General features: G+C 69.3%; 14 protein-coding genes. 7 read left to right on the top strand and 7 right to left on the bottom strand.

The features are described from left to right. Nucleotides 1-152: 152 nt before the first annotated feature. Together G9V96_RS04640 and G9V96_RS04635 are read left to right on the top strand one after the other, a co-directional pair. Nucleotides 153-3,296, top strand: coding sequence for an ATP-dependent helicase (locus G9V96_RS04640; protein WP_168581992.1), 3,144 nt, complete (start codon nt 153-155; stop codon nt 3,294-3,296). Beyond that, the gene (locus G9V96_RS04635) at nt 3,293-6,664 is read left to right on the top strand and encodes an ATP-dependent helicase (protein ID WP_168581991.1); all 3,372 of its coding nucleotides are present in this window, start codon (nt 3,293-3,295) and stop codon (nt 6,662-6,664) included. The genes G9V96_RS04640 and G9V96_RS04635 overlap by 4 nt, the downstream gene beginning before the upstream one ends. 255 nt (nt 6,665-6,919) lie before the next feature. Here the strand turns inward: G9V96_RS04635 and G9V96_RS04630 are convergent, their stop codons facing one another. Then, the gene (locus tag G9V96_RS04630; protein ID WP_168581990.1) at nt 6,920-7,963 is read right to left on the bottom strand and encodes a phosphotransferase; all 1,044 of its coding nucleotides are present in this window, start codon (nt 7,961-7,963) and stop codon (nt 6,920-6,922) included. A 111-nt stretch (nt 7,964-8,074) separates the two neighbouring features. Between G9V96_RS04630 and nudC the strand changes: the two genes are divergently transcribed. Then, nucleotides 8,075-9,025 carry an NAD(+) diphosphatase gene (nudC, locus tag G9V96_RS04625; protein ID WP_168581989.1) on the top strand — a complete coding sequence of 317 codons (951 nt, stop codon included), beginning with the start codon at nt 8,075-8,077 and terminating at the stop codon, nt 9,023-9,025. Between the two features lie 95 nt (nt 9,026-9,120). Here nudC and G9V96_RS04620 read toward each other — a convergent pair whose 3' ends face one another. After that, nucleotides 9,121-9,384, bottom strand: a complete 264-nt coding sequence (locus G9V96_RS04620; protein ID WP_168581988.1) for a glutaredoxin domain-containing protein — start codon at nt 9,382-9,384, stop codon at nt 9,121-9,123. Nucleotides 9,385-9,552: 168 nt separating this feature from the next. On the opposite strand from G9V96_RS04620, the gene G9V96_RS04615 reads away from it, so the two are divergent. Then, nucleotides 9,553-11,790, top strand: coding sequence for an ATP-dependent DNA helicase UvrD2 (locus G9V96_RS04615; RefSeq protein ID WP_168581987.1), 2,238 nt, complete (start codon nt 9,553-9,555; stop codon nt 11,788-11,790). 318 nt (nt 11,791-12,108) lie between these two features. Then, nucleotides 12,109-12,273: a hypothetical protein gene (locus G9V96_RS04610; RefSeq protein ID WP_168581986.1), complete on the top strand. Its 165-nt coding sequence runs from the start codon at nt 12,109-12,111 to the stop codon at nt 12,271-12,273. A gap of 55 nt (nt 12,274-12,328) precedes the next feature. Here G9V96_RS04610 and G9V96_RS04605 read toward each other — a convergent pair whose 3' ends face one another. The 3 genes from G9V96_RS04605 to G9V96_RS04595 all read right to left on the bottom strand — a co-directional run bounded on the left by G9V96_RS04605 (nt 12,329) and on the right by G9V96_RS04595 (nt 14,929). Then, entirely contained in the window at nt 12,329-13,660 is a 1,332-nt protein-coding gene (locus G9V96_RS04605; protein WP_168581985.1) for an ABC1 kinase family protein, read from the bottom strand. Beyond that, the gene (locus G9V96_RS04600) at nt 13,657-14,604 is read right to left on the bottom strand and encodes a hypothetical protein (RefSeq protein ID WP_168581984.1); all 948 of its coding nucleotides are present in this window, start codon (nt 14,602-14,604) and stop codon (nt 13,657-13,659) included. The genes G9V96_RS04605 and G9V96_RS04600 overlap by 4 nt, the downstream gene beginning before the upstream one ends. Nucleotides 14,605-14,764: 160 nt before the next feature. Next, the gene (locus G9V96_RS04595; RefSeq protein ID WP_168581983.1) at nt 14,765-14,929 is read right to left on the bottom strand and encodes a DUF5679 domain-containing protein; all 165 of its coding nucleotides are present in this window, start codon (nt 14,927-14,929) and stop codon (nt 14,765-14,767) included. A 152-nt stretch (nt 14,930-15,081) separates the two neighbouring features. Here G9V96_RS04595 and G9V96_RS04590 point away from each other — a divergent pair, with 152 nt between their 5' ends. Next, nucleotides 15,082-15,744 carry a M48 metallopeptidase family protein gene (locus tag G9V96_RS04590; protein WP_168581982.1) on the top strand — a complete coding sequence of 221 codons (663 nt, stop codon included), beginning with the start codon at nt 15,082-15,084 and terminating at the stop codon, nt 15,742-15,744. A gap of 70 nt (nt 15,745-15,814) precedes the next feature. On the opposite strand, the gene G9V96_RS04585 is transcribed toward G9V96_RS04590, so the two are convergent. Continuing rightward, complete coding sequence (locus G9V96_RS04585; protein ID WP_168581981.1) at nt 15,815-16,660, bottom strand: YwiC-like family protein; 846 nt, start codon at nt 16,658-16,660, stop codon at nt 15,815-15,817. Continuing rightward, nucleotides 16,641-18,173 carry a zinc-dependent metalloprotease gene (locus tag G9V96_RS04580; RefSeq protein WP_168581980.1) on the bottom strand — a complete coding sequence of 511 codons (1,533 nt, stop codon included), beginning with the start codon at nt 18,171-18,173 and terminating at the stop codon, nt 16,641-16,643. The genes G9V96_RS04585 and G9V96_RS04580 overlap by 20 nt, the downstream gene beginning before the upstream one ends. Nucleotides 18,174-18,311: 138 nt before the next feature. On the opposite strand from G9V96_RS04580, the gene G9V96_RS04575 reads away from it, so the two are divergent. Then, nucleotides 18,312-18,734 carry a molybdenum cofactor biosynthesis protein MoaE gene (locus G9V96_RS04575; protein ID WP_168581979.1) on the top strand — a complete coding sequence of 141 codons (423 nt, stop codon included), beginning with the start codon at nt 18,312-18,314 and terminating at the stop codon, nt 18,732-18,734. The last annotated feature ends 89 nt before the right edge of the window (nt 18,735-18,823 follow it).

Here is an 18,823-nt window from a genome sequence, read left to right as displayed (position 1 = left end):
GGGATCGGCCTGCCCGGTACCGGTGGCGGGGAACCACCGGCACGACCGAACACCGCGGGGGTGCTGCGTGCCGCAAGGACGGCACGAACCGCGCGGGTTCTGCGGTGTGGCTGGCCACACCGGTTGTCGGTGCTGGGTGATGAACTAGAGGCATGTTGGTGTACCGGGCACAGGCGAGCGAACTGCTCCCCGCCGAGGATCTGGACCCCTCGCAACGGGCTGCGGTCGAGCACCGGGCGCCCGTGGTGCGGGTGCTCGGCGCCCCAGGCACCGGGAAGACGACAGTCGTGGCGCACACGGTGCTCCATCGCGTTCGCACCGGGCAGGCGCGTCCGGATCGTTGTTTGGTTCTGACCCCCGGCCGGCTGGGGGCCGCTGCGCTGCGTGAATCGCTCACCGCTGCGCTCGGGGCGACTACCACCGAGCCGCTGGTGCGCACCCACCAAGCTCTGGGGTTCGGGCTGCTGCGGCGCGGGGCAGCACGCGAAGGTCTGCCTGCCCCCTCGTTGCTCTCCGGCCCGGAACAAGACGTGATCTTGCGGGAGTTGCTGGCCGGTCACGCGGCAGGTCTGGGACGGGTACCTAACTGGCCGGCCCAACTGGCCGCCGCCACGACGACTCGCGGCTTCCGTGCCGAATTGCGGGATCTGCTGATGCGGGCTGTGGAGTACGGGTTCGACGGGGAGGGCCTGGCCGAGCTCGCGGCCCAGGTGGACGCTCCGGTGTGGGCTGCGGCGGCGGATGTGCTGGCCGAATACGACGAGGTGACGGCGCTGTCACGACCGGGGGGATACGACCCGGCCTGGATCCTGACCGCCGCGGCCGGGATGCTCGAAGCAGATCCGGAGATGTTGGCGGCCGTGCAAGGCAGCCTCGATCTCATCGTCGTCGAGGACGCCCATGAGTTGACGGCGCCGGCCAGTCGCCTGCTGCGCCTGCTGGCCGGACATCCCAGCGACCTTGTGCTCGTCGGCGACCCCGACGTGGCCACGCAGACTTTCCGTGGGGCTGACCCGCGGCTGTTCCTCGGCCCCTGGCCCGGGGCCGAGAACCCCCCTTTGATCCTGGCGAAGTCGTGGCGACTACCGGCAGCGATGCACGAGGTCTACCGCCGGGTGGCCGCCCAGATCGGCGCGGCCGGCGCCGGCAGCCAGCGCAACCCGCTCCCGGCCACCGCGCCGCAGCCACACCCGCAGGGTCAGGTCGAGGTGGCGATCACCCTCAGCCCTGCCGCTGAGGCGCAACTCGTCGCCGCCACCCTGCGCCGGGCCCACCTGTTGGCCGGTATGCCTTACTCGCGGATGGCCGTCATCGTGCGTGGAGCCGCTCGCACGGCCACGATGCGCCGGGTGCTGGCCAGCCAATCGGTGCCGGTGGCGATCCAAGGCGCCCGCGTGCCGTTGCGTGAAGAGCCTGCGGTGCGGCCACTGCTGCACCTGTTCGAGATCGCCCTAGCCTTGGCCCAGGAGCAGCCCTCGCCGCTGACTCCAGAAGTGGCTCTGGACATCCTCACCTCCCCGGTCGGTGGCACCGACTCCCTGGGGGTGCGGCGGTTACGCCGCGCGTTGCGCCGAGCCGCCCCCGCCACGGATACCCGCAGTAGCGAGGAACTGCTCCTGGACGCCTTGCAGGGCGAGGGCGCTCTTGAGGACCTGGGGCCAGAAGGTGCCCCGGCACGTCGGGTGCGGGCGGCGCTGGCGGCCGGCCGCGAGGCGGCCGCCCGGGATGAGAACGGCTGGCGTCCCGGCGTCAATGCGCACAGCGTGCTGTGGCGGGTGTGGTCTGCCACCGACCTGGCCGACGCCTGGGCTCAGACGGCCCTGTCAGGTGGGGCGCTGGGGCCGCGGGCAGACCGCGACCTGGACGCGGTCGTGGCGCTCATGGGTGCCGCGGCCACCTACGTCGACCGGCTCCCGATGCGCGGGCCGGACGGCTTCCTGGAACACATCCGGGGCCAGGACGTGGCCGGAGACACCCTGGTTCCGCGCGCACCGAGCGAGCATTGCGTCACCCTGACGACCCCCGCCGGGGCCGCCGGAGCACAGTGGGACCTGGTCGTGGTCGCTGGCGTGCAAGAGGGTGTCTGGCCCGACACCCGGTTGCGGGGCACGATCCTGGGATCGGCAGCCCTGGTCGACCTCGTCACCGGGCGCGGCAGTTCGCCCCGGGCCGCACGCATGGCCGTGCGGCATGACGAAACGCGGTTGTTCCTCACCGCGATAAGCCGAGCCCGTCAACGCCTCATCGTCACCGCAGTCCGCAACGAGGACGAACAACCATCGGGCTTCCTGGACCTGGTCGACCCGGCCGGGGCCGATGAACGGGCACTGGCACCGACCCCACGACCAATGACGTTGTCCGGGATGGTCGCCGCGCTCCGGCGCGAGCTGGTGACCAGCACCGATGAACAAGCTGCGCAGCAGGCCGCCGAGCGCCTCGCGGTGCTTGCCCGCGCAGGGGTGCCGGGAGCTGACCCCGCCAACTGGTGGCCACTCCGGGAGGTCAGCGACTCCCGGCCGCGGCGCGCGCCTGGCACAAGCATCGCGGTCTCACCCTCCAAGGTCGAGCAGTTCGCGCAGTGCGAACTGCGTTGGATGCTCACCTCCGCCGGCGGTCAGGCGAACAAGCCCGGCTCCGCTTCGGCCATCGGGACTCTCGTGCACGACATCGCGGCCACGGTCGACAACGCTGACTACGCCGCGATGCGGGCAGCCCTGGACGAGCGATGGGCGGACCTCGGGTTACCTTCGGGGTGGTTGTCCACCCGGGCCCACGAGCAGGCCACCCTCATGTTGGGGAGGCTGCAGAGCCACCACGTGGAGGCGCTCGCCGCCGGTTGGGAAGTCGTCGGCACCGAGATCGACCTCGATGTCGATCTGGGTACGGCAGCGATCCGCGGTCGTATCGACCGCCTGGAACGGGGCCCGGACGGCCGGTTGCGGGTCATCGACCTCAAGACCGGGTCGAGCAAACCCGCCAAAGCCGAACTGGCGCACCTGCCGCAATTAGGCGCCTACCAGGTCGCGGTCGAACGTGGCGCTTTCGCCGAGCACGGCGAACACAGCGCCGGGGCTGCGCTGCTCCAACTCGGCAAAGCCGGCGGGGTGCGTGGCGTGCTGCAACCCCAACCGCCGCTGGCTCAGGATGAGGACCCGCAGTGGGCCCAGAACCTCCTGGAGGCGACGGCCGAAGGGATGGGGCGAAGCTCGTTCACCGCGCGGGTCGATTCCTGGTGCCACACCTGCGACGTGCGATCCTCCTGCCCGGCTACCCCTGAAGGAGAGAGGCTGCGATGAGCACCCCACCCTCGGCCGCTCTCCCTCGCTACAGCGCGGCCGAAGTCGCTACCGCTTTGGAACTGCACATCCCCACTGCCGAACAGCAGGCGGTCATCCAGGCACCGCTGGAATCGATGCTCGTCGTGGCGGGCGCCGGTTCGGGCAAGACCGAAACGATGGCGGCCCGGGTGGTCTGGCTGGTCGCCAATGACCTGGTCAGCCCCGATGAGATCCTCGGCCTGACCTTCACTCGCAAAGCTGCCGGCGAGCTCGCTGAACGCATTGGTGGTCGCTTGCGCAGGCTGCGTCAGGCGGGCCTGTGGACACCCCCGGAAGATGGGGCGGATGAGTTCGCCGAACCGACGGTGTCGACCTATCACGCCTACGCGGGACGTCTGGTTCAGGAGCACGGCCTGCGGTTAGGGGTGGAGCCGGACGCTCGGCTGCTCACCGAAGCGGCTGCCTGGCAGTACGCCCACGAGATCGTGCTGCGCTACGACGGGCCGATGGCGCATGTGGACAAAGCCGAGTCGACAGTCACCGCCGGGGTGCGGGACCTCGCCGGACAACTGGCGGAGCATCTGCGCACAGTTGATGAGCTGGCGGCCTACCTCGATGAGGTGGAGTCCTGCATCAACGGACTACCGGCCGGGCCACGCCCCGGAAAGAACCTGCCGAGCGAAGTCGGCAAGCTCCTGGCCCAGGTGCGCCGGCAACGGCAGATCCTGCCCCTTGTTCGGGCCTACGACGAGGCGAAACGGCGCTCGGACGCGCTCGATTTCAGCGATCAGATGGCCGTTGCCGCCCGCCTGGCTCTAGGTGAGCCGCAGGTGGCACGCACCGAACGGAGCCGGTTCGCGGTGGTGTTGTTGGACGAGTTCCAGGACACGAGTGAGGCGCAGATGCGGCTGCTCGCCGCCTTGTTCACCGACCCGGCCGCGGGGGCGCCGGTTTCGGTGACGGCAGTCGGGGATCCGCACCAGTCCATTTACGGCTGGCGGGGCGCCAGCGCCACCACGTTGGCCCAGTTCCCGACCCGCTTCGGCGGGCGGGGGTCCGCCGTGGCGGTGCTGCCGCTGTCCTGCAGCTGGCGTAACGACATCGGGGTACTCGCGCTCGCCAACGCCACCGCCGCGCCGTTGACCCAAGCCTCGCCGGTGCCCGTTCGCCGGCTGCAACCGGCGCCCAATGCCGGGCCGGGACGGGTGCGGGTGGAGCGCCATGAGACCTCCCGCGCCGAAGCCCAACGCGTCGCGCAGTGGATCGCCGGCTACTGGTGGGCTAACGATCCGGCATCGGACCCGAGTGCGCCCGAAGGCGCCCCTCGTCGTCCGCGCAGCGCCGCCGTCCTGTGTCGGCGCCGCGCCCAGTTCGCCATGATCGTCGATGAGCTCGCCGCTCAGGGCCTGCCGGTCGAGGTGGTGGGGCTGGGCGGACTGCTGACCACCCCCGAGGTCAACGACCTCGTCAGCCTGCTCGCGGTCGTGCACGACCCGGTGCGTTCGGAGGCGCTGATGCGGCTGCTCACCGGCTCCGTGTTGCGCCTTGGGGCTGCCGACATCGACGCTTTCGGCGCGTGGTCGCGCCAGCTGCACCGCGCCCGTTCTAAACAAGAAGAATGCGCGGAAACGGAACTGGATGAGCCCAGCCTGGTCGAAGCGCTCGATGAACTTCCCCCGCCGGAATGGGTGGGCGCCGAAGGTCAACAGCTCTCCCCGGTGGCCCGGGACCGTCTGGTTCGGTTAGGGCGAGCGGTAGCAGCGCTGCGTTCTCTGCTCGGGGTGGCGCTGCCGGAACTGGTCGTGGCGGCGGAGCGCGCGCTGGGGCTCGATGTGGAGGTTGCGGCTCGCCCCGAGGCGTTGCCAGAAACGGCACGCATGCATCTGGACGCCTTCGCCGATGTCGCTGCTTCGTTCTCGGCCTCCGCCGACCGGCCCTCGCTGGGCGGTTTCCTGGACTGGTTGGACGCCGCGCGTGAAGAGGAACGCGGTCTGGACACCCCTGCCGCGCACGTTGCCGAAGGCGCGGTTCAGGTGCTGACCGTGCACGCTGCCAAAGGGTTGGAGTGGGATGTCGTGGCCGTGCCGGGCCTGGTCGAGGGCGCCTTCCCTTCCCACACCGCCCAGTCCAAGGGCGGCAACCTGCCGGTTCCCAAGGACCGGGGGTGGACAGGCGGGCTGGGCAGCCTGCCCTATGAGCTGCGCGGAGATGTCGAGGGGCTACCGGAGTTGCAGTGGCGCGGCGCAAGCGACCTGCGCGACCTCGACGCCCGGATCGGAACCTTCCTGCAAGACGGGGGCACCCACGGCCTGGCCGAGGAACGCCGCCTGGCCTATGTTGCCTTCACCCGGGCGCGGCACAACCTGTTGCTGACGGCGAGCGTGTGGACCGACCGGAAGAACCCGCTCATCCCTTCGCGCTTCCTCACTGAGGTGATGGATGGGGGCTGCGTGACCCTGGATCGGGGCCCGTGGGCTCCCGACCCGTCGCCGGAAGAGACCAACCCCCAAAGCGCGCAAGGAAATTCGATCACTTGGCCGACGCCCTTCCCGGACGATGAGCGCCACGCCCGCATCGAACGCGGCGCCCAGCGGGTCCGTGCGGCACTGGAACAGCAACCCGAATCGGCGCTCGGCTCAGGTTTGCGCGGCGAGGTCGACCGCGAGATCGAGGTCCTGCTGGCCGAATGGGCGGCTCGTCGCCAGCCGGACCCGGCCCCTGCGGTGCGCCTGCCGGGGCACCTTTCGGCCTCCGCGCTGGTGAGCCTGCACGAAGACGCCGCAGCTTTTGCTCTGCGGCTGCGCCGACCGATGCCCGAGCCGCCCGCGGACGGAGCCCGGGCTGGTACCGCCTTCCACGAGTTCGTGGAGCAGCACTATCGCGCAGCAACATTCGTGGACCCCTTCGACCTGCCGGGCAGCGGCGATGAGGACCTGGGCGACCTGGACCTGGAACATGCCAAGGAACGTTTCCTGCGCAGCGAATGGGCCGAGCGAGTTCCGATCGCGGTAGAGGTCAGTCTGGAAACTGTGGTGGCCGGAGTGCCGGTACGAGGACGCCTGGACGCCGTCTTCCCGCGGCCCGACGGTGGAGTGACCATCGTGGACTGGAAGACCGGGCGCCCCCCGCAGGGGGAGCGCGCGCGTTCCCGGGCCGTGCAGCTTGCCGTGTACCGGCTCGCCTACTGCCGACTGCACGAGCTGGCCCCGGAGCAGGTCGACGCCTGTTTCTACTACGCAGCCACCGGGGCCACTGTTGCGCCGCCGCTGCTCAGCGAAGCCGAACTCGCGGCGCTGCTCACCCAGCGCACCGAAGAGGAGACCCTGTCTGGGTCGAGGCGCCCATCGCCGGGAATGGCCGCCGCTGAGTCGGCAGACACCGCCTGACCGCCGGCGTCTGACAGGCAAAGCGTCATCGGGTGGCGCCTAACGGGGCGGCGGACCGTGGCGGCGGGCAAGCCATGCCCCGCCGGTCTCGGCGAGGGTCCCTGCAGGGTCGTGGCCGTGCGACGACGCTGCCGCTGACCATCACGCAGCGGCGTTCGCGTGTCGCACCGGTTCCGCATTTGCGCGCCGCCACCCCGCACGGTTCTTACCGCCCTGCACTCCCGTGCCGCGCTGGGCGCGCGCCACCGGCGTAGCTCAGCTGCGGTCAGTGCCGGGGTCGCCGTCTGAGGAGTACCACTGCCCGTCGATCGGGTCGGCGTCGAACTGCACCGGGACGCCGTCCGCTGCGCAGGTCGGGCGGTCGCCGCGTGTTTCGTCGCCGACGAGGTCGTCCAGCCGTTGCAGATGCTGGCTGGCCTGGGCCAGTTCGTCGCGATCCTGACTGCCACGTGCCTGCAGTAAGCGCGAGAGCACTCGCAACTCGCCAAGGAACTGGGCCCGCTCGATCAGGTATGTGTCGACGCTGGCGCGTCGCGCACGCAGATAGGCCGAGAACAGCGTCTCGCAGGCCTCCGGGGTCAGGGCCCGGGAGAACGAGGCCAGGTCTTCTGCCGGGTCCCCGACAGTGGCGCCCTCCCATCCCAGCAATGCGCTCAGACGCACCTCGGCGGCGTCGCGGGCGTCCTCCCAGGTGGCCAGTAGATGCCGGTTTGCGATGTAACCGTGCACGACGCTGGGCGTGAACTCCCACCACGCCTGATTTTCCAGCAGCCGCTGCCACCGGTTGAGCAGCCCCGCAGGGACCAGCCCGGTCTGCGCGCCGCGCTCGACCTCGCCCTGCAATCGGCGCCGGCACTCTTCGGCCTCGTAGACCGGTAGGCCGGCTTCTTCGACAACGCGCGGGTCCAGGTCGTGCAGCGCAGCCAATGCCCGTCCGATGTCCCGGGTGAGTCCGGGTCCGGCGGGCAGCGCAGTGAAGTCGAGCAGGCAGCCGGGCAGGTAGGGATAGACCATCGCTCGTCGCCCGTCCGGCAGCGCGGCAAAACCGGCCGGTTCGGGGACATCGAAGGGCAGGTGTCGGGGCAGCATCTCCAGCAACGCCACCGAGGCGTCCTGGCGAGCTGCCGAGACTGCGTCCACCGGGAGTCGCACCACCCAGTGACGGCCGCGAGAGTCTTCGATGAACCCGACGTGGTGTCGGTTGCCGATCCTCTCCAGCGCCCCGCGCACCCGTTCGGGCAGGAGACCCTGCACTGCGGCGTCGGCCAGGGCAGCGAGAACAGCGGGCGTGGTGGGCACGAGATAACCGTAACCGTGCAATGCTGCCGCGTCGCTGCGGCGCTCCGCTGAGGTGGCGACGCGGGCGCAGCCGCACGCCGCAAGGTGGGCGCGCAGTCGTACAGTTGCGCCATGGTGCACACCCCCGGCACGCCCCCCGCCATGGCTGGTGTGCTTGACCGCAGCGCTGGTGAGCGCACCGATCCAGACACCCTGCCCCGCCTGCTGGCAGACCCGCGCACCCGTGTCCTGGAGATGCGCGGGGGGCGCACCCGCGTGCAGGGCGACCCAGGAGCCGCCCGGTTGAGTCTGCGCCGATGGCAGGGCGACGACGAAACACGGCTGGTCGTCTTCCTCGGACGGGACTCCGAGGGGGTCGCCACCTTGGGTGTCATCGATACCGAGAATGAGGCCGAACTCGATCCCGAATGGCGGACGCTGCGCGATACGGGACCGTGGCTTGCCGCCGACGATCTGGAACGGTTCATGACCGCGCAGGGCCTAGCCTCCTGGCACGCCAGCCATCGGTTCTGCCCCCGGTGCGGTGCTGACACGACACCGGGCGGGCTGGGCTGGGTCCGCAACTGCAGCGCCGAAGGGCGCGAGTTGTATCCGCGCACCGACCCGGCCGTCATCATGGCAGTCCTGGACCAGCGAGACCGCATCCTGCTGGCGCGCTCCCCGGCCTGGCCGAGCGACCGCCGCTCGGTGCTGGCCGGTTTTGTCGAGCCCGGCGAGAGCCTGGAGAGCGCGGTGCGCCGGGAGGTGCAGGAAGAGGTGGGCGTTCGGGTGGGTGAGGTGGCCTATGTGGGCAGCCAGCCCTGGCCCTTCCCCGGCTCGCTCATGGTGGGCTTCCAAGCCAGGGCGCTGGACACTGAACTGGTTTTGGAAGAGAGCGAGATCGCCCAGGCCGAATGGTATGAGCGAGAGCAGGTACGCCAAGGCGTGGCCGAGGGATCCCTGCTGCTGCCCGGCAGGCTGTCGATCTCTCGGCATCTCATCCAGCGCTGGTACGGGCCGGAGTTGTTCGTTCCCGGCGTCGACGAGCCTGGCGGCGGCGAACGCTGGTCCGCCCGAAGCTGACCCGGTCTGCCAGCCGGCCGGCTCTGGCGGCGATCGCCGTGGGTGACGTGCCGGTCCGCTGGTGCAGCAAGGCCCTGACCTGCTGACGAGAATGCTCAGTACAAGCGCAAGCGAACGTCGTCGATCGCGGGGTTGGTGGCCGTCGTCGCATCTGGGAAGACCACGGTCGGCACCACACGGTTGCCGCCGTTCACCCGCTCGACGTAGGCCGCAGCTTCAGGGTCCTCATCAAGGTCGACGATGGTGAACTGCACGCCTTCAGCGACCAGGCTCGAGGTCAGCAGTGAGCAGTAAGGGCACCAAGACGTGCTGTAGACGGTGACTTCTCCTGCTGCCGGGACGACCGGGTGGGTGCTCATTGATGCTCCTGGAGTGCGGTGGCGATCTGCGCTGAGGCGCTGGGGCCCATCGGGGCAGGCCTGCGGCGGGTGCAGGCGCGGCTGCTTAGTCTGCCAGGGGCCAGCCGGTCTGTCGGCCGGGGGAGGAGCCCGGCGCGAGGTCGGCAGTATCTGACAAGATCGCTGACGATGAGCATCAACCCGGACCAGCCCACTGCCCCCACCGGCGCCGAGAGCGCAGCCCTCGACGGGCTTATTGCGCCGGAGGCGGTGCCGGCCGCGCAGTGGAGCTCCGACGATGTGCTGGCTGCACTGGACCCCGATCAGCGGGCTGTAGCCTCCCAACCCTTGGGCCCGATGTGCGTTCTCGCCGGTGCAGGCAGCGGGAAGACCCGCGCCATCACGCACCGGATCGCCTACGGGGTCAAAGCTGGGGCCTATGCGCCGAGTCGGGTTTTGGCGGTCACCTTCACCGCTCGCGCCGCCGGGGAGATGCGCACCCGGCTGCGCTCGCTGGGGGTCCCCGGCGTGCAAGCCCGAACCTTCCACTCCGCGGCATTGCGGCAGTTGCGCTATTTCTGGCCGCAGGCAGTGGGAGGCGCGGCGCCGGAGATCGTGTCGGCCAAGGCTCCGCTGGTTGCCGAGTCCGCATCCCGGTTGCGGCTGTCCACCGACCGCGCCGCGATCCGCGACCTGTCGGCCGAGATCGAATGGGCCAAGGTGAGCATGCTCACCGATGAGAGCTATCCGGCCGCCGCGGCCGCCGCCGGGCGAGCGGTCAACGGCGCCGACCACATTACGGTGGGCCGCCTGCTGGCCCAGTATGAGGCGATCAAGACTCAGCGTGGCGTCATCGACTTCGAGGACGTCCTGCTGCTCATGGTCGGCATCCTGCGTGAGTCCGGGGAGGTGGCTCGCGCGGTTCGCGCCCAGTACCGCCACTTCGTCGTCGACGAGTATCAGGACGTCAACGCGGTGCAGCAGCGTCTGCTCGACGAGTGGGTGGGGGAGCGCAAAGACGTCTGTGTCGTGGGCGACCCTGCCCAGACGATCTACTCCTTCACCGGTGCCACACCCTCGCATCTGCTCGACTTCCCGCGTCATCACCCCGGCGCGAGCGTGGTGCGGCTGACCAGGAACTACCGCAGCACACCCCAGGTTGTGAACGTGGCCAACCTGGTGCTCGGCGGCGCTCGCGGTCAAGTCCCGCGCTTGGAGTTGCGAGCCCAGGGGGAGCCGGGGCCCGCGCCTACCCTGACGTCCTATCCCGATGACGAGGCCGAGGCTGCCGGGGTGGCCGCCACCGTCGCTCAGCTCATCGAATCGGGAACCCCCGCCAGCTCGATCGCGATTCTGTATCGCACCAACGCCCAGTCCGAACCTCTTGAGGAAGCGCTGGCCGAAGCGGGGGTCGCCTACCTGGTCCGGGGTGGGGAACGGTTCTTCTCCCGACCCGAGGTGCGTCGAGGTCTGGTGCTGCTGCGCGGCGCGGTCCGCGGCGACGACGGAACGGTGCCGCTGGCCAAGCTTGTGGGGGATGTGCTCACCGGGGCGGGGTGGCAACACAGCGCCCCCGCGGCCCGGGGCGCGGTGCGTGAACAATGGGAATCCCTCGACGCATTGGTGCAACTGGCGCGAACCATGGCAGGTACTCACCCTGAAGCGAGACTGCGCGATTTGGTGGCTGACCTGGATGAGCGGGCCGCCGCCATGCACGCCCCGGCGGTGTGCGGGGTGACGCTGTCGTCCTTGCACGCCGCCAAGGGGTTGGAGTGGGACGTGGTCTTCCTGGTGGGCTGCAGCGACGGCCTGCTACCGATCGCCATGGCGGAAGGCAACGATGCGATCGAAGAAGAACGCCGCTTGCTCTATGTGGGGCTGACCCGGGCTCGGCATGATCTACGCCTGACCTGGGCTGCCGCGCGAGCCGCCGGGGGACGAGCCACGCGGCGCCCCTCGCGTTTCCTGGACCCTGCTGCCGAGGTGCTCGGGCAGGGGGCACGGGCCCGCCGGGCCCCCGGACGCAGCTCCCAGCCCAGTGCGCGCCGGGTGGCTCGACCCAAGCACTGCCGAGGTTGCGGGACGGAGTTGATCACTGCCGCGATGCGCAAGCGAAACCGCTGTGATGACTGCCCCCCTGCCTACGACCCTGAGCTGTTCGAGCGCATCCGCACCTGGCGGGCCGAGACGGCGAAGGAGGCCAAAGTTCCCGCCTACGTGGTGTTCACCGACGCCACCCTGGAAGCGATCGCCGAACGACGACCCAGTGACGTCGCCTCGTTGAGCGCGATCAGTGGGGTGGGAGCACGCAAGCTCGCCCTGTACGGAGGTGCGGTGCTGGCCCTTGTCGAGGGGGCCACGCCGCAGGAAGCGGCGGTTGCGAAGTTAGACGAGCCGGATCAGCCCGACCGGACGCTGCTCGACTGAACGTCTCCAGCTCGAGCCTGCTGCCGTGCCGGGAACACGGGCGCAGAACTGTGGTTCACCGACAGCCGTGAGGGCGTGCAGCGAGCCAGCAGCCTGTGCATGTGTCTCGCCGATTTGCGGGTGGGCATATTGGACTTTCGACAGACAGTCTGTCAAGAGATAGAGGGCGCCAACTTGAGAAAAAGTTAGTTGAGGCGTAAAGTAAACCTGTCGTTGCGGGGTTGGATCGTCCGGGAAGATGATCCCTCGCCATGGCTCCCATGGTGGTTTGCGCCATGGACCGCTGGACCGCTAGTTCCGTGAAGGGGATTATCACCTGTGAAGTCTTTGTCTTTCGGCTCAACATCCACGCTCACTCTGGACCGTCTGCGCCTCGCCGAGGCCCGGATCCGCTCGGCCGCGCAGCGCGCCTCCGGAACCGACCTGTCCGTCTTGTCCGGCTCTGAGCCCAACGCTCGCCGGGACTTCTACGTGATGCGTTGAGGATGTTCTGCACGACCGGTGGCGAGGACCCCCAGGGTCCTCGCCGCCGTCATGTCTAGGGGTTGGTCTCCAAAGCGGGGAAGTGCGCCCCGGGCAGCCCCTGGTCGAGGATGTCGCGGGCTGGGATCTCCCCGCCGATCTGACACAGCACCCCGATACCGCCGGCCCACACCCGGTGGATGAGCATGTAGTCGGCTGGCAGGTTGAGTTTGAGTCCCGTCCGGAAGTCGACCGAGGTCGGATTCTGGAAGCGTTCGACATGGCTGCCCAACCACTCGCGGGTGAACAGGAACGTCGGGGTTCGGATCGCGTCGACGAAGGGGTCCAGGACGTCCAGCAACTCCTGAGGGTCCACGTCCATCTCCGGGCGGATAAAACCCTCCTCGCGCAGCCCCGCGACGATCGTGTCGGCATCTTCGAGTAGTGCTCGGGTCAACAGCCATCCGATGGCGGGGGGCAGGCCGTCCGGCAGGTTGTCCACGGAGCCGAAATCCATCACGCCGAGGCGCCCGTCGGGCAGCATGCGGAAGTTGCCGGGGTGGGGATCGGCGTGCAGCAGCCGCACCCGTTGCGGGCCGGACAGATGGAATTCCAGGTAGCGCGCCGCCGCAGCGTCGCGCTCCTGCTCGCTACCTTCCCGGATGATCTGGGACAGCGGCGTGCCTTCCAACCATTCCGAGACGATGACGGTGCGCCCGGCATGCACCACGGCTGGGACCCGGACATGCGGGTCGCCGGCGAAAGCCTGAGCGAAAAGTCGTTGACTGACCGCTTCGGCCTCATAGTCCAACTCGTCCTCGACGCGGTCGACGAGTTCGGTCAACAGCGGGGTCAAGTCCAATCCCGGGATCCAACCCGCCGAGAGTCGGGTGACCCGGGACAGACGCCGGAAGTCGCCGATGAGCGCCGCACCCGCGCCGGGGTACTGCACCTTGACGGCGACGTCGCGCCCATCACGCCACGTGGCCCGGTGCACCTGGCCGATAGAGGCCGAGGCGGAGGGCTCATCGTCGAAGTCGCGAAAGCGCGATTCCCACCGGGGGCCGAAGTTCTCCGTAAGCACCCGGTGCACAGTCGCGGCAGGCATGGCCGGCGCCGAGTCCTGGAGCTTGGTCAGTGCAGCGCGGTAGGGGCCGACCAGTTCGGCGGGCATCGCCGCCTCGAAGATGGACAGCGCCTGCCCGACCTTCATCGCCCCGCCCTTGAGTTCGCCGAGAACGGTGAAGAGTTGCTCGGCGGTAGCGGCTTGCAGTTGCAGGGCCACGTCTTCAGCTGGTACCCCACCCAGGCGCCGCCCTGCGCCCATGGCGGCCCGACCTGCCACTCCGAGTGGCAGCGCGGCAAGTCTGAGGGTGCGGGTGAATCCCCCGCGGGGAGGTTCGCTCACCCACCAATTGTGACTGCCGTCTCGTGCCATGGGCAATCGGGGTGGGCAAACCATTTGCGGTAGACGAGCTGCGGCAGCGGAAGCGTCACCTCGATTGAGCATCCGTCGGGGGTTCCGGGTACGTCGAGCCGGTCGTGAACGAGCAAGGTGGTCACGCCGGCCGCCACTGCGCTCAGGGCGCTCTCGGCGCCCGCCTCGCCCCTGATGCGGGCCGACTGGGTGATCTGCTGCAGGACGGCCGGCCAGCCGGGGTCGGCGTCGCTACGCCTCAGGTCCAGGCAATGTGCGCACGGGCCTCCGGCGGCGAGTAGGGGGCCGACGGTGGCTCGCTCCGCCCGCAGGATCAGGGGAACTACGGCTACGCCACGGCGCCACCAGGGCAGCGCCGCATCCGGGGGGAGCGCGCCCTCACAGATCAGGACGATGCAGTCGGGTAACTCGCCGGAACCGGAGCGCAACTCCAGGTCCAGGGCATCACCGGCGTGCGGACCGACGCAGACGTGGCCGACCCCACCCTGGCGTAGCAGCACGGCGATCATCGCGGCCGCCGCGCCGGCACCGGCGACTACCACTGTGCGGTCGCGTCGGGCGAGCAGGAGCCGGTAGCCGTCGTCTACGCCGTAGGCCGCGGCTCGCCCTGCAGCGTCCCAGGCCAACTGTTCGCGGTGGGGACCGAGTTCGAGGAGGACCTGCGGGTCCAATCCCGTCTCGGCCAGGAGGCTGCGGTCGCGCAGCACCTCCAGCAGCGCGTCCAGGCGCGCTGCGCCGGGTTCTGCACGCAACTGCTCCAGGTCGCGGCTACCGTCCAGCCCCATCACCAGACGGATCTCGTCCTGGCTCAAGCCGGAGAACACCACGCCCTGCCCAGGCTGTTCGCCCACCTGCAAAGACCCGCGCCCTCGAACGAAGGGTCGGGCGTGGTCGGGCAGGCGCGGACGGCTCACAGGCGGGGCCTTTCGATGCGGCGGGATCACCGGGTCACAGCCCGTTCAGTGTCGCCGTCGCGGCGATCCGGCCCGCCCGCTATCCACAGCGGAGCGCTGTCTGCGGACATGACGAAGGGGCCGCAGCGCCCCCCGCGCAGCGACCCCTACGTGCGATGGATCAGGCTTTGCCGAGGATCCGGTTGAGCTTGGTGCCGCACTCCGGGCAGATGCCCTTTGCCATGCGACGACCGTTGGTCTCGACGACGTTTCCCTCCGTCTCGCGCTTTTCCTTGCACTTGACGCAGTAGAAGTCGCCCTTGTAGGTCTCGCCGGTATCTGACATATGTGTGAAGTCTCCTCGTCGATCGCACCGCGCATGCGGCTTTGGCACTCGCTCACCCTAGATGAGAGGTGGCACTATCGCCCACATTGGTCGATTGCGAGCGCCGTGAGTGTTGCAGGCCGGCTCGGAGATTGGCCCGATACCGTCAGGGCATGAGCCCAGGTACCGGCAGACGGCGCACGACCAGGCGGGGGCCTCAGGCCGCGCCGCGCATGGAACGCCGGGTGATCGACGGTATGGAGGTGGAGCTTCGTCGCAGCGCGCGGCGGCGGCGCACCGTGAGCGCTTATCAGCAGCAGGGTCGTCTGGTGGTGCTGGTGCCGGACACGCTCACCGACCAAGAGGAGACCGACTGGATTCGCACACTGTCCGGGCGGATCAAGGCTAAGGGCACAGGCCGGGCGGCGATCACCGATGCCGAACTCAGCGCCCAGGCGCAGCAGCTCTCGGCGCGCTACCTGGATGGGCGCGCGGTGCCCAGCAGTGTGCGTTGGTCGGACCGGCAACACACCCGGTGGGGTTCATGCACCCCCTCCACCGGTGCGATCCGCATCTCGCAGGCGGTGCGCCCGATGCCGGACTGGGTGCGTGACTACGTGTTGCTCCATGAGCTGGCACACCTCATCGAGGCCGGACACGGCCCCGAGTTCTGGGCGTTGCTGCAGAGTTACCCCCGCCTGGAGCGTGCTCGCGGCTACCTGGAAGGTTTCGCCGCGGCCGACCGGCCAGCGGGGCAGCCCGCAGATGAGGCTGGGAGCCCACCCAGCCAGGACGAGCCGCCGAGGTTGTCCTCAGCGCCACCGGTGCAGCCCTAGGGCCACGCAGAGACCCCACCGGTGCAGCCCGTGCCGCGGGGTGGTGGCGGTGCCTGCGCGACCGGCAGTATCACCAGGCCAGAACGAGGATGAGCAGCAGCACGGTGGAGGCGGCGATCTCGCCCAGCCCGACCTTCATCGGGCGGACGCGGCGGCCCGCCATGAGCGCCGCTCGCACGGTCATCACGACGAAGAATGCCACAAGCAGCCAGTGGGCCTGCGGCGGAATGGGTGCGCCCAACAGCGGAGCCAGCAACCACAGCAAGGTCACCGCGCCGTGGTAGCTCCAGGAGGCCAGGTGGTAGGCCCGCGAACGGCGTTCCCGGATGACCGTCTTGACGTACAGGCTGGTGCCGACGAAGTAACACATCAGAGCCAGCGTCACCCACCCCATCGCAGGGTCGGCAGCAAGGATCTGGCGGGAAGTCCCCCCGCCTGCCCACATCGGCGCAGCCGTTCCGGCTTTGGCGCTCAAACCGAAGGCGATCGGAGCCATCAGGCAGGCCGCGATGATCGTGATGATGTCGTTGAGCAGGGCTCGATCATCCCGCCTGGCCGAATACAGCAGGCTCAGTGCCGCGATCGGGACGTATACCAACAGCCATTCGAGCAAGTCCGGACGGAGCAGTGCCAGCGTCCCGCCGAACAGGGCACACCCGAGCGTGTAAGTGATCAGGGGCGGTACATAGCGTGCGTTACGGCCTGATCGCAGCCACAGGCCAGCAGCGAAGAAGGCGAAGTACCCCACCACCCAACATCCCAGCAACGGCAGGTGTAACAGCGTGGGGCCGCCCCGGAAAACCCCGACGAGGAAGGGCACCGCGAGCATCGCCCACGCGCCGTGCTGGTTGGGAATCCACCCGGCACGGGCGCGTCGACGACGCGCGGGTTTGCTCTTACTTTCCGTTCGGCCCACCGTCGGCCTCGTCATCGCCGGGCGTGTCATCAGACTGACGGTCGCTGGGCCAGGGCCCGGCATCGGAAGGACCCGATTCCGGGCCGATGTCCCCGCGAGCCTTGGCCGCGTCGTTCTCGGCGAAGATCGCCTCCAACGCTGCATCGAGGTCGGCTTCGGTCTCATCAGTGGAGGTGTTGCAGGCTCGCTCGACATATCCGAGCGGGTCATCCAGATCCCCCGCGGTCGGGGCGAGGTCCGGGTGGGCCCACGCGGCATCGCGCGCGGCTGCGCCGCCGGCATCTTCGAGGGCTGCCCACAGGTTGGCCGCGTCACGCAGTCGCCGCGGCCGCAATTCCAGACCCACGAGCTGGCTGAAGAGCTGCTCGGCGGGCCCCCCGGTGGCGCGCCTGCGACGCATCGCCTCACCGAGCGCGTCGGCTTGCGGAAGGTGCGGTGCGCACGCGCGATCGCTGACCACATCGACCCAGCCCTCAACGAGGGCCAGCAGGGTTTCCATGCGAGTCAGTGCAGCTTTCTGGGCCTCGCTGCGCTCGTTGGAGAACAGCGAGTCGGTCAGCGCGTCCTGCATGGCCTGCGGGTCGGTGGGGTCGATGCCGGCGACCTTGGCCTCGATACCTTCGGTGTCGATCGAGATGTCGCGGGCGTAGGCCTGCACGGCAGCCACGAGTTGGGGTCCGACCCAGGGCACATCGGCGAACAGTCGCACCCGTGCGGTTTCCCGCACCGCCAGGTACAGCCGCACCTGCGCCGCGTCGATCTCCAGACCTTGCGCGAACTCCTCGATATTGGCCGGCAGCAGGACCACCGTGTCGTGCAGCAGAGGGAGCCCGACCTCGGTGCCGGTCAGCACGTGGCCGGCCAACGTGCCGACAGCGCGGCCGATCTGCGCACCGAACATGGAACTGCTCATCCGGGCCAGCATCGGCTCCATCTGCCCGAACATCGCCGAGAGATCCATGCCGGCAGGCAGCGCCATTCCCGGCGGTAGCCCCGGCATCTGGCTCAACCCCTCAGCGCCGCCGAGCTGCTCCAGCTGGGAGCGCATCGCCTGGGTGATCGCGTGGGTGACCCCATCCGCGACCGGGGCCACGAGTTTGCCCCACATCGGCATCGTGCCGTCGATCCACTCCGCCTTGCTCCAGCTGCGCACCCCGGCGCCGGGCGCCGACATATTGGTGACGTTGTCGAGCCACAGGTCTGCCACCCGGACCGCGTCGTCGTTGCCGCGCCGCTGGGCTTCGGTGACGACCTTGTCGCCTTCGGCAGCCGCAGCCTTACGGGCCACATCTGCCGACAGCTCGAGGTTGACGCCGTCGGTGGGTGCCGCCTGGAACATGGCACTCAATTGCCCGGCAAGCATCGACATGGTTGCCGGATCGACCTTGTCCAGTCCCATGGAGGCCATGGCTTGTGCCATTCCAGCGTCGCCGCCGCCCAGCAGTTGCTCGAAGAGCTTGCTGAAGTCGGGCTGCTCCGGATCCGGTTCGTTCGGGTTGGACGGGCTGGGCATGAGCCGCTCCTTCGCGTCCTGAGAAGATGATGTCTTTAGATAACCACGTAAGGGGGGTCAAGCGTTCCCGACCCCCGCCCAGGCAGGGCGGATGATCTTACGAACCGGACCGCTTGACGCCAGCACAGGAGGATCACCGTGGACAGCAACACACTCTCGGACGTCCGGGACACGCCCTTGTCCGTTGAGGAGGTCCTCAGTGCCGTAGCCGACCCACGCGCGGGCGCAGTGGTGAGCTTCACCGGCCTGGTACGCGACCATGATTCCGGCAAGGGTGTTGCCGGTCTTGAGTATTCGGCCCACCCCAGCGCCGTGGAGGCACTGCAAAGCCTCGTCCTGAAGACCCAGCAGCGCCCCGGGGTGGTGCGGGTCGCGGCAGTGCACCGGGTGGGTGCCCTGCAGATCGGTGATCTGGCGGTGGCGTTGGCCGTCAGCGCTGAGCACCGGGGGGAAGCCTTCGAGGCATGCAGCTACCTCATCGACACCCTGAAGAGCACGGTGCCGATCTGGAAGCACCAGATCTTCCAGGACGGCTCCCAGGAGTGGGTGGGAACTCCGTGAAGCCCTGGCCGGCGCGCCGAGGTGCCTCCCCGGGCGCCGCGGTAACCCAGGTCCCTGCCCAGGGTTCCTACGCGGTTCAACCGAGCCCG

It is taken from the genome of Gephyromycinifex aptenodytis, assembly GCF_012277275.1.
GTDB lineage: Bacteria > Actinomycetota > Actinomycetes > Actinomycetales > Dermatophilaceae > Gephyromycinifex > Gephyromycinifex aptenodytis.
Note: the sequence above shows the minus strand (reverse complement) of the source record. Positions and strands in the feature narration are given on the sequence as shown.

Excerpts from the sequence above, each read along its gene's own strand:
- G9V96_RS04640 (WP_168581992.1), top strand. The coding sequence starts at position 153 with ATGTTGGTGTACCGGGCACAGGCGAGCGAACTGCTCCCCGCCGAGGAT.
- G9V96_RS04635 (WP_168581991.1), top strand. The coding sequence starts at position 3,293 with ATGAGCACCCCACCCTCGGCCGCTCTCCCTCGCTACAGCGCGGCCGAA.
- nudC (WP_168581989.1), top strand. The coding sequence starts at position 8,075 with ATGGTGCACACCCCCGGCACGCCCCCCGCCATGGCTGGTGTGCTTGAC.
- G9V96_RS04620 (WP_168581988.1), bottom strand. The coding sequence starts at position 9,384 with ATGAGCACCCACCCGGTCGTCCCGGCAGCAGGAGAAGTCACCGTCTAC.
- G9V96_RS04615 (WP_168581987.1), top strand. The coding sequence starts at position 9,553 with ATGAGCATCAACCCGGACCAGCCCACTGCCCCCACCGGCGCCGAGAGC.
- G9V96_RS04595 (WP_168581983.1), bottom strand. The coding sequence starts at position 14,929 with ATGTCAGATACCGGCGAGACCTACAAGGGCGACTTCTACTGCGTCAAG.
- G9V96_RS04590 (WP_168581982.1), top strand. The coding sequence starts at position 15,082 with ATGAGCCCAGGTACCGGCAGACGGCGCACGACCAGGCGGGGGCCTCAG.
- G9V96_RS04580 (WP_168581980.1), bottom strand. The coding sequence starts at position 18,173 with ATGCCCAGCCCGTCCAACCCGAACGAACCGGATCCGGAGCAGCCCGAC.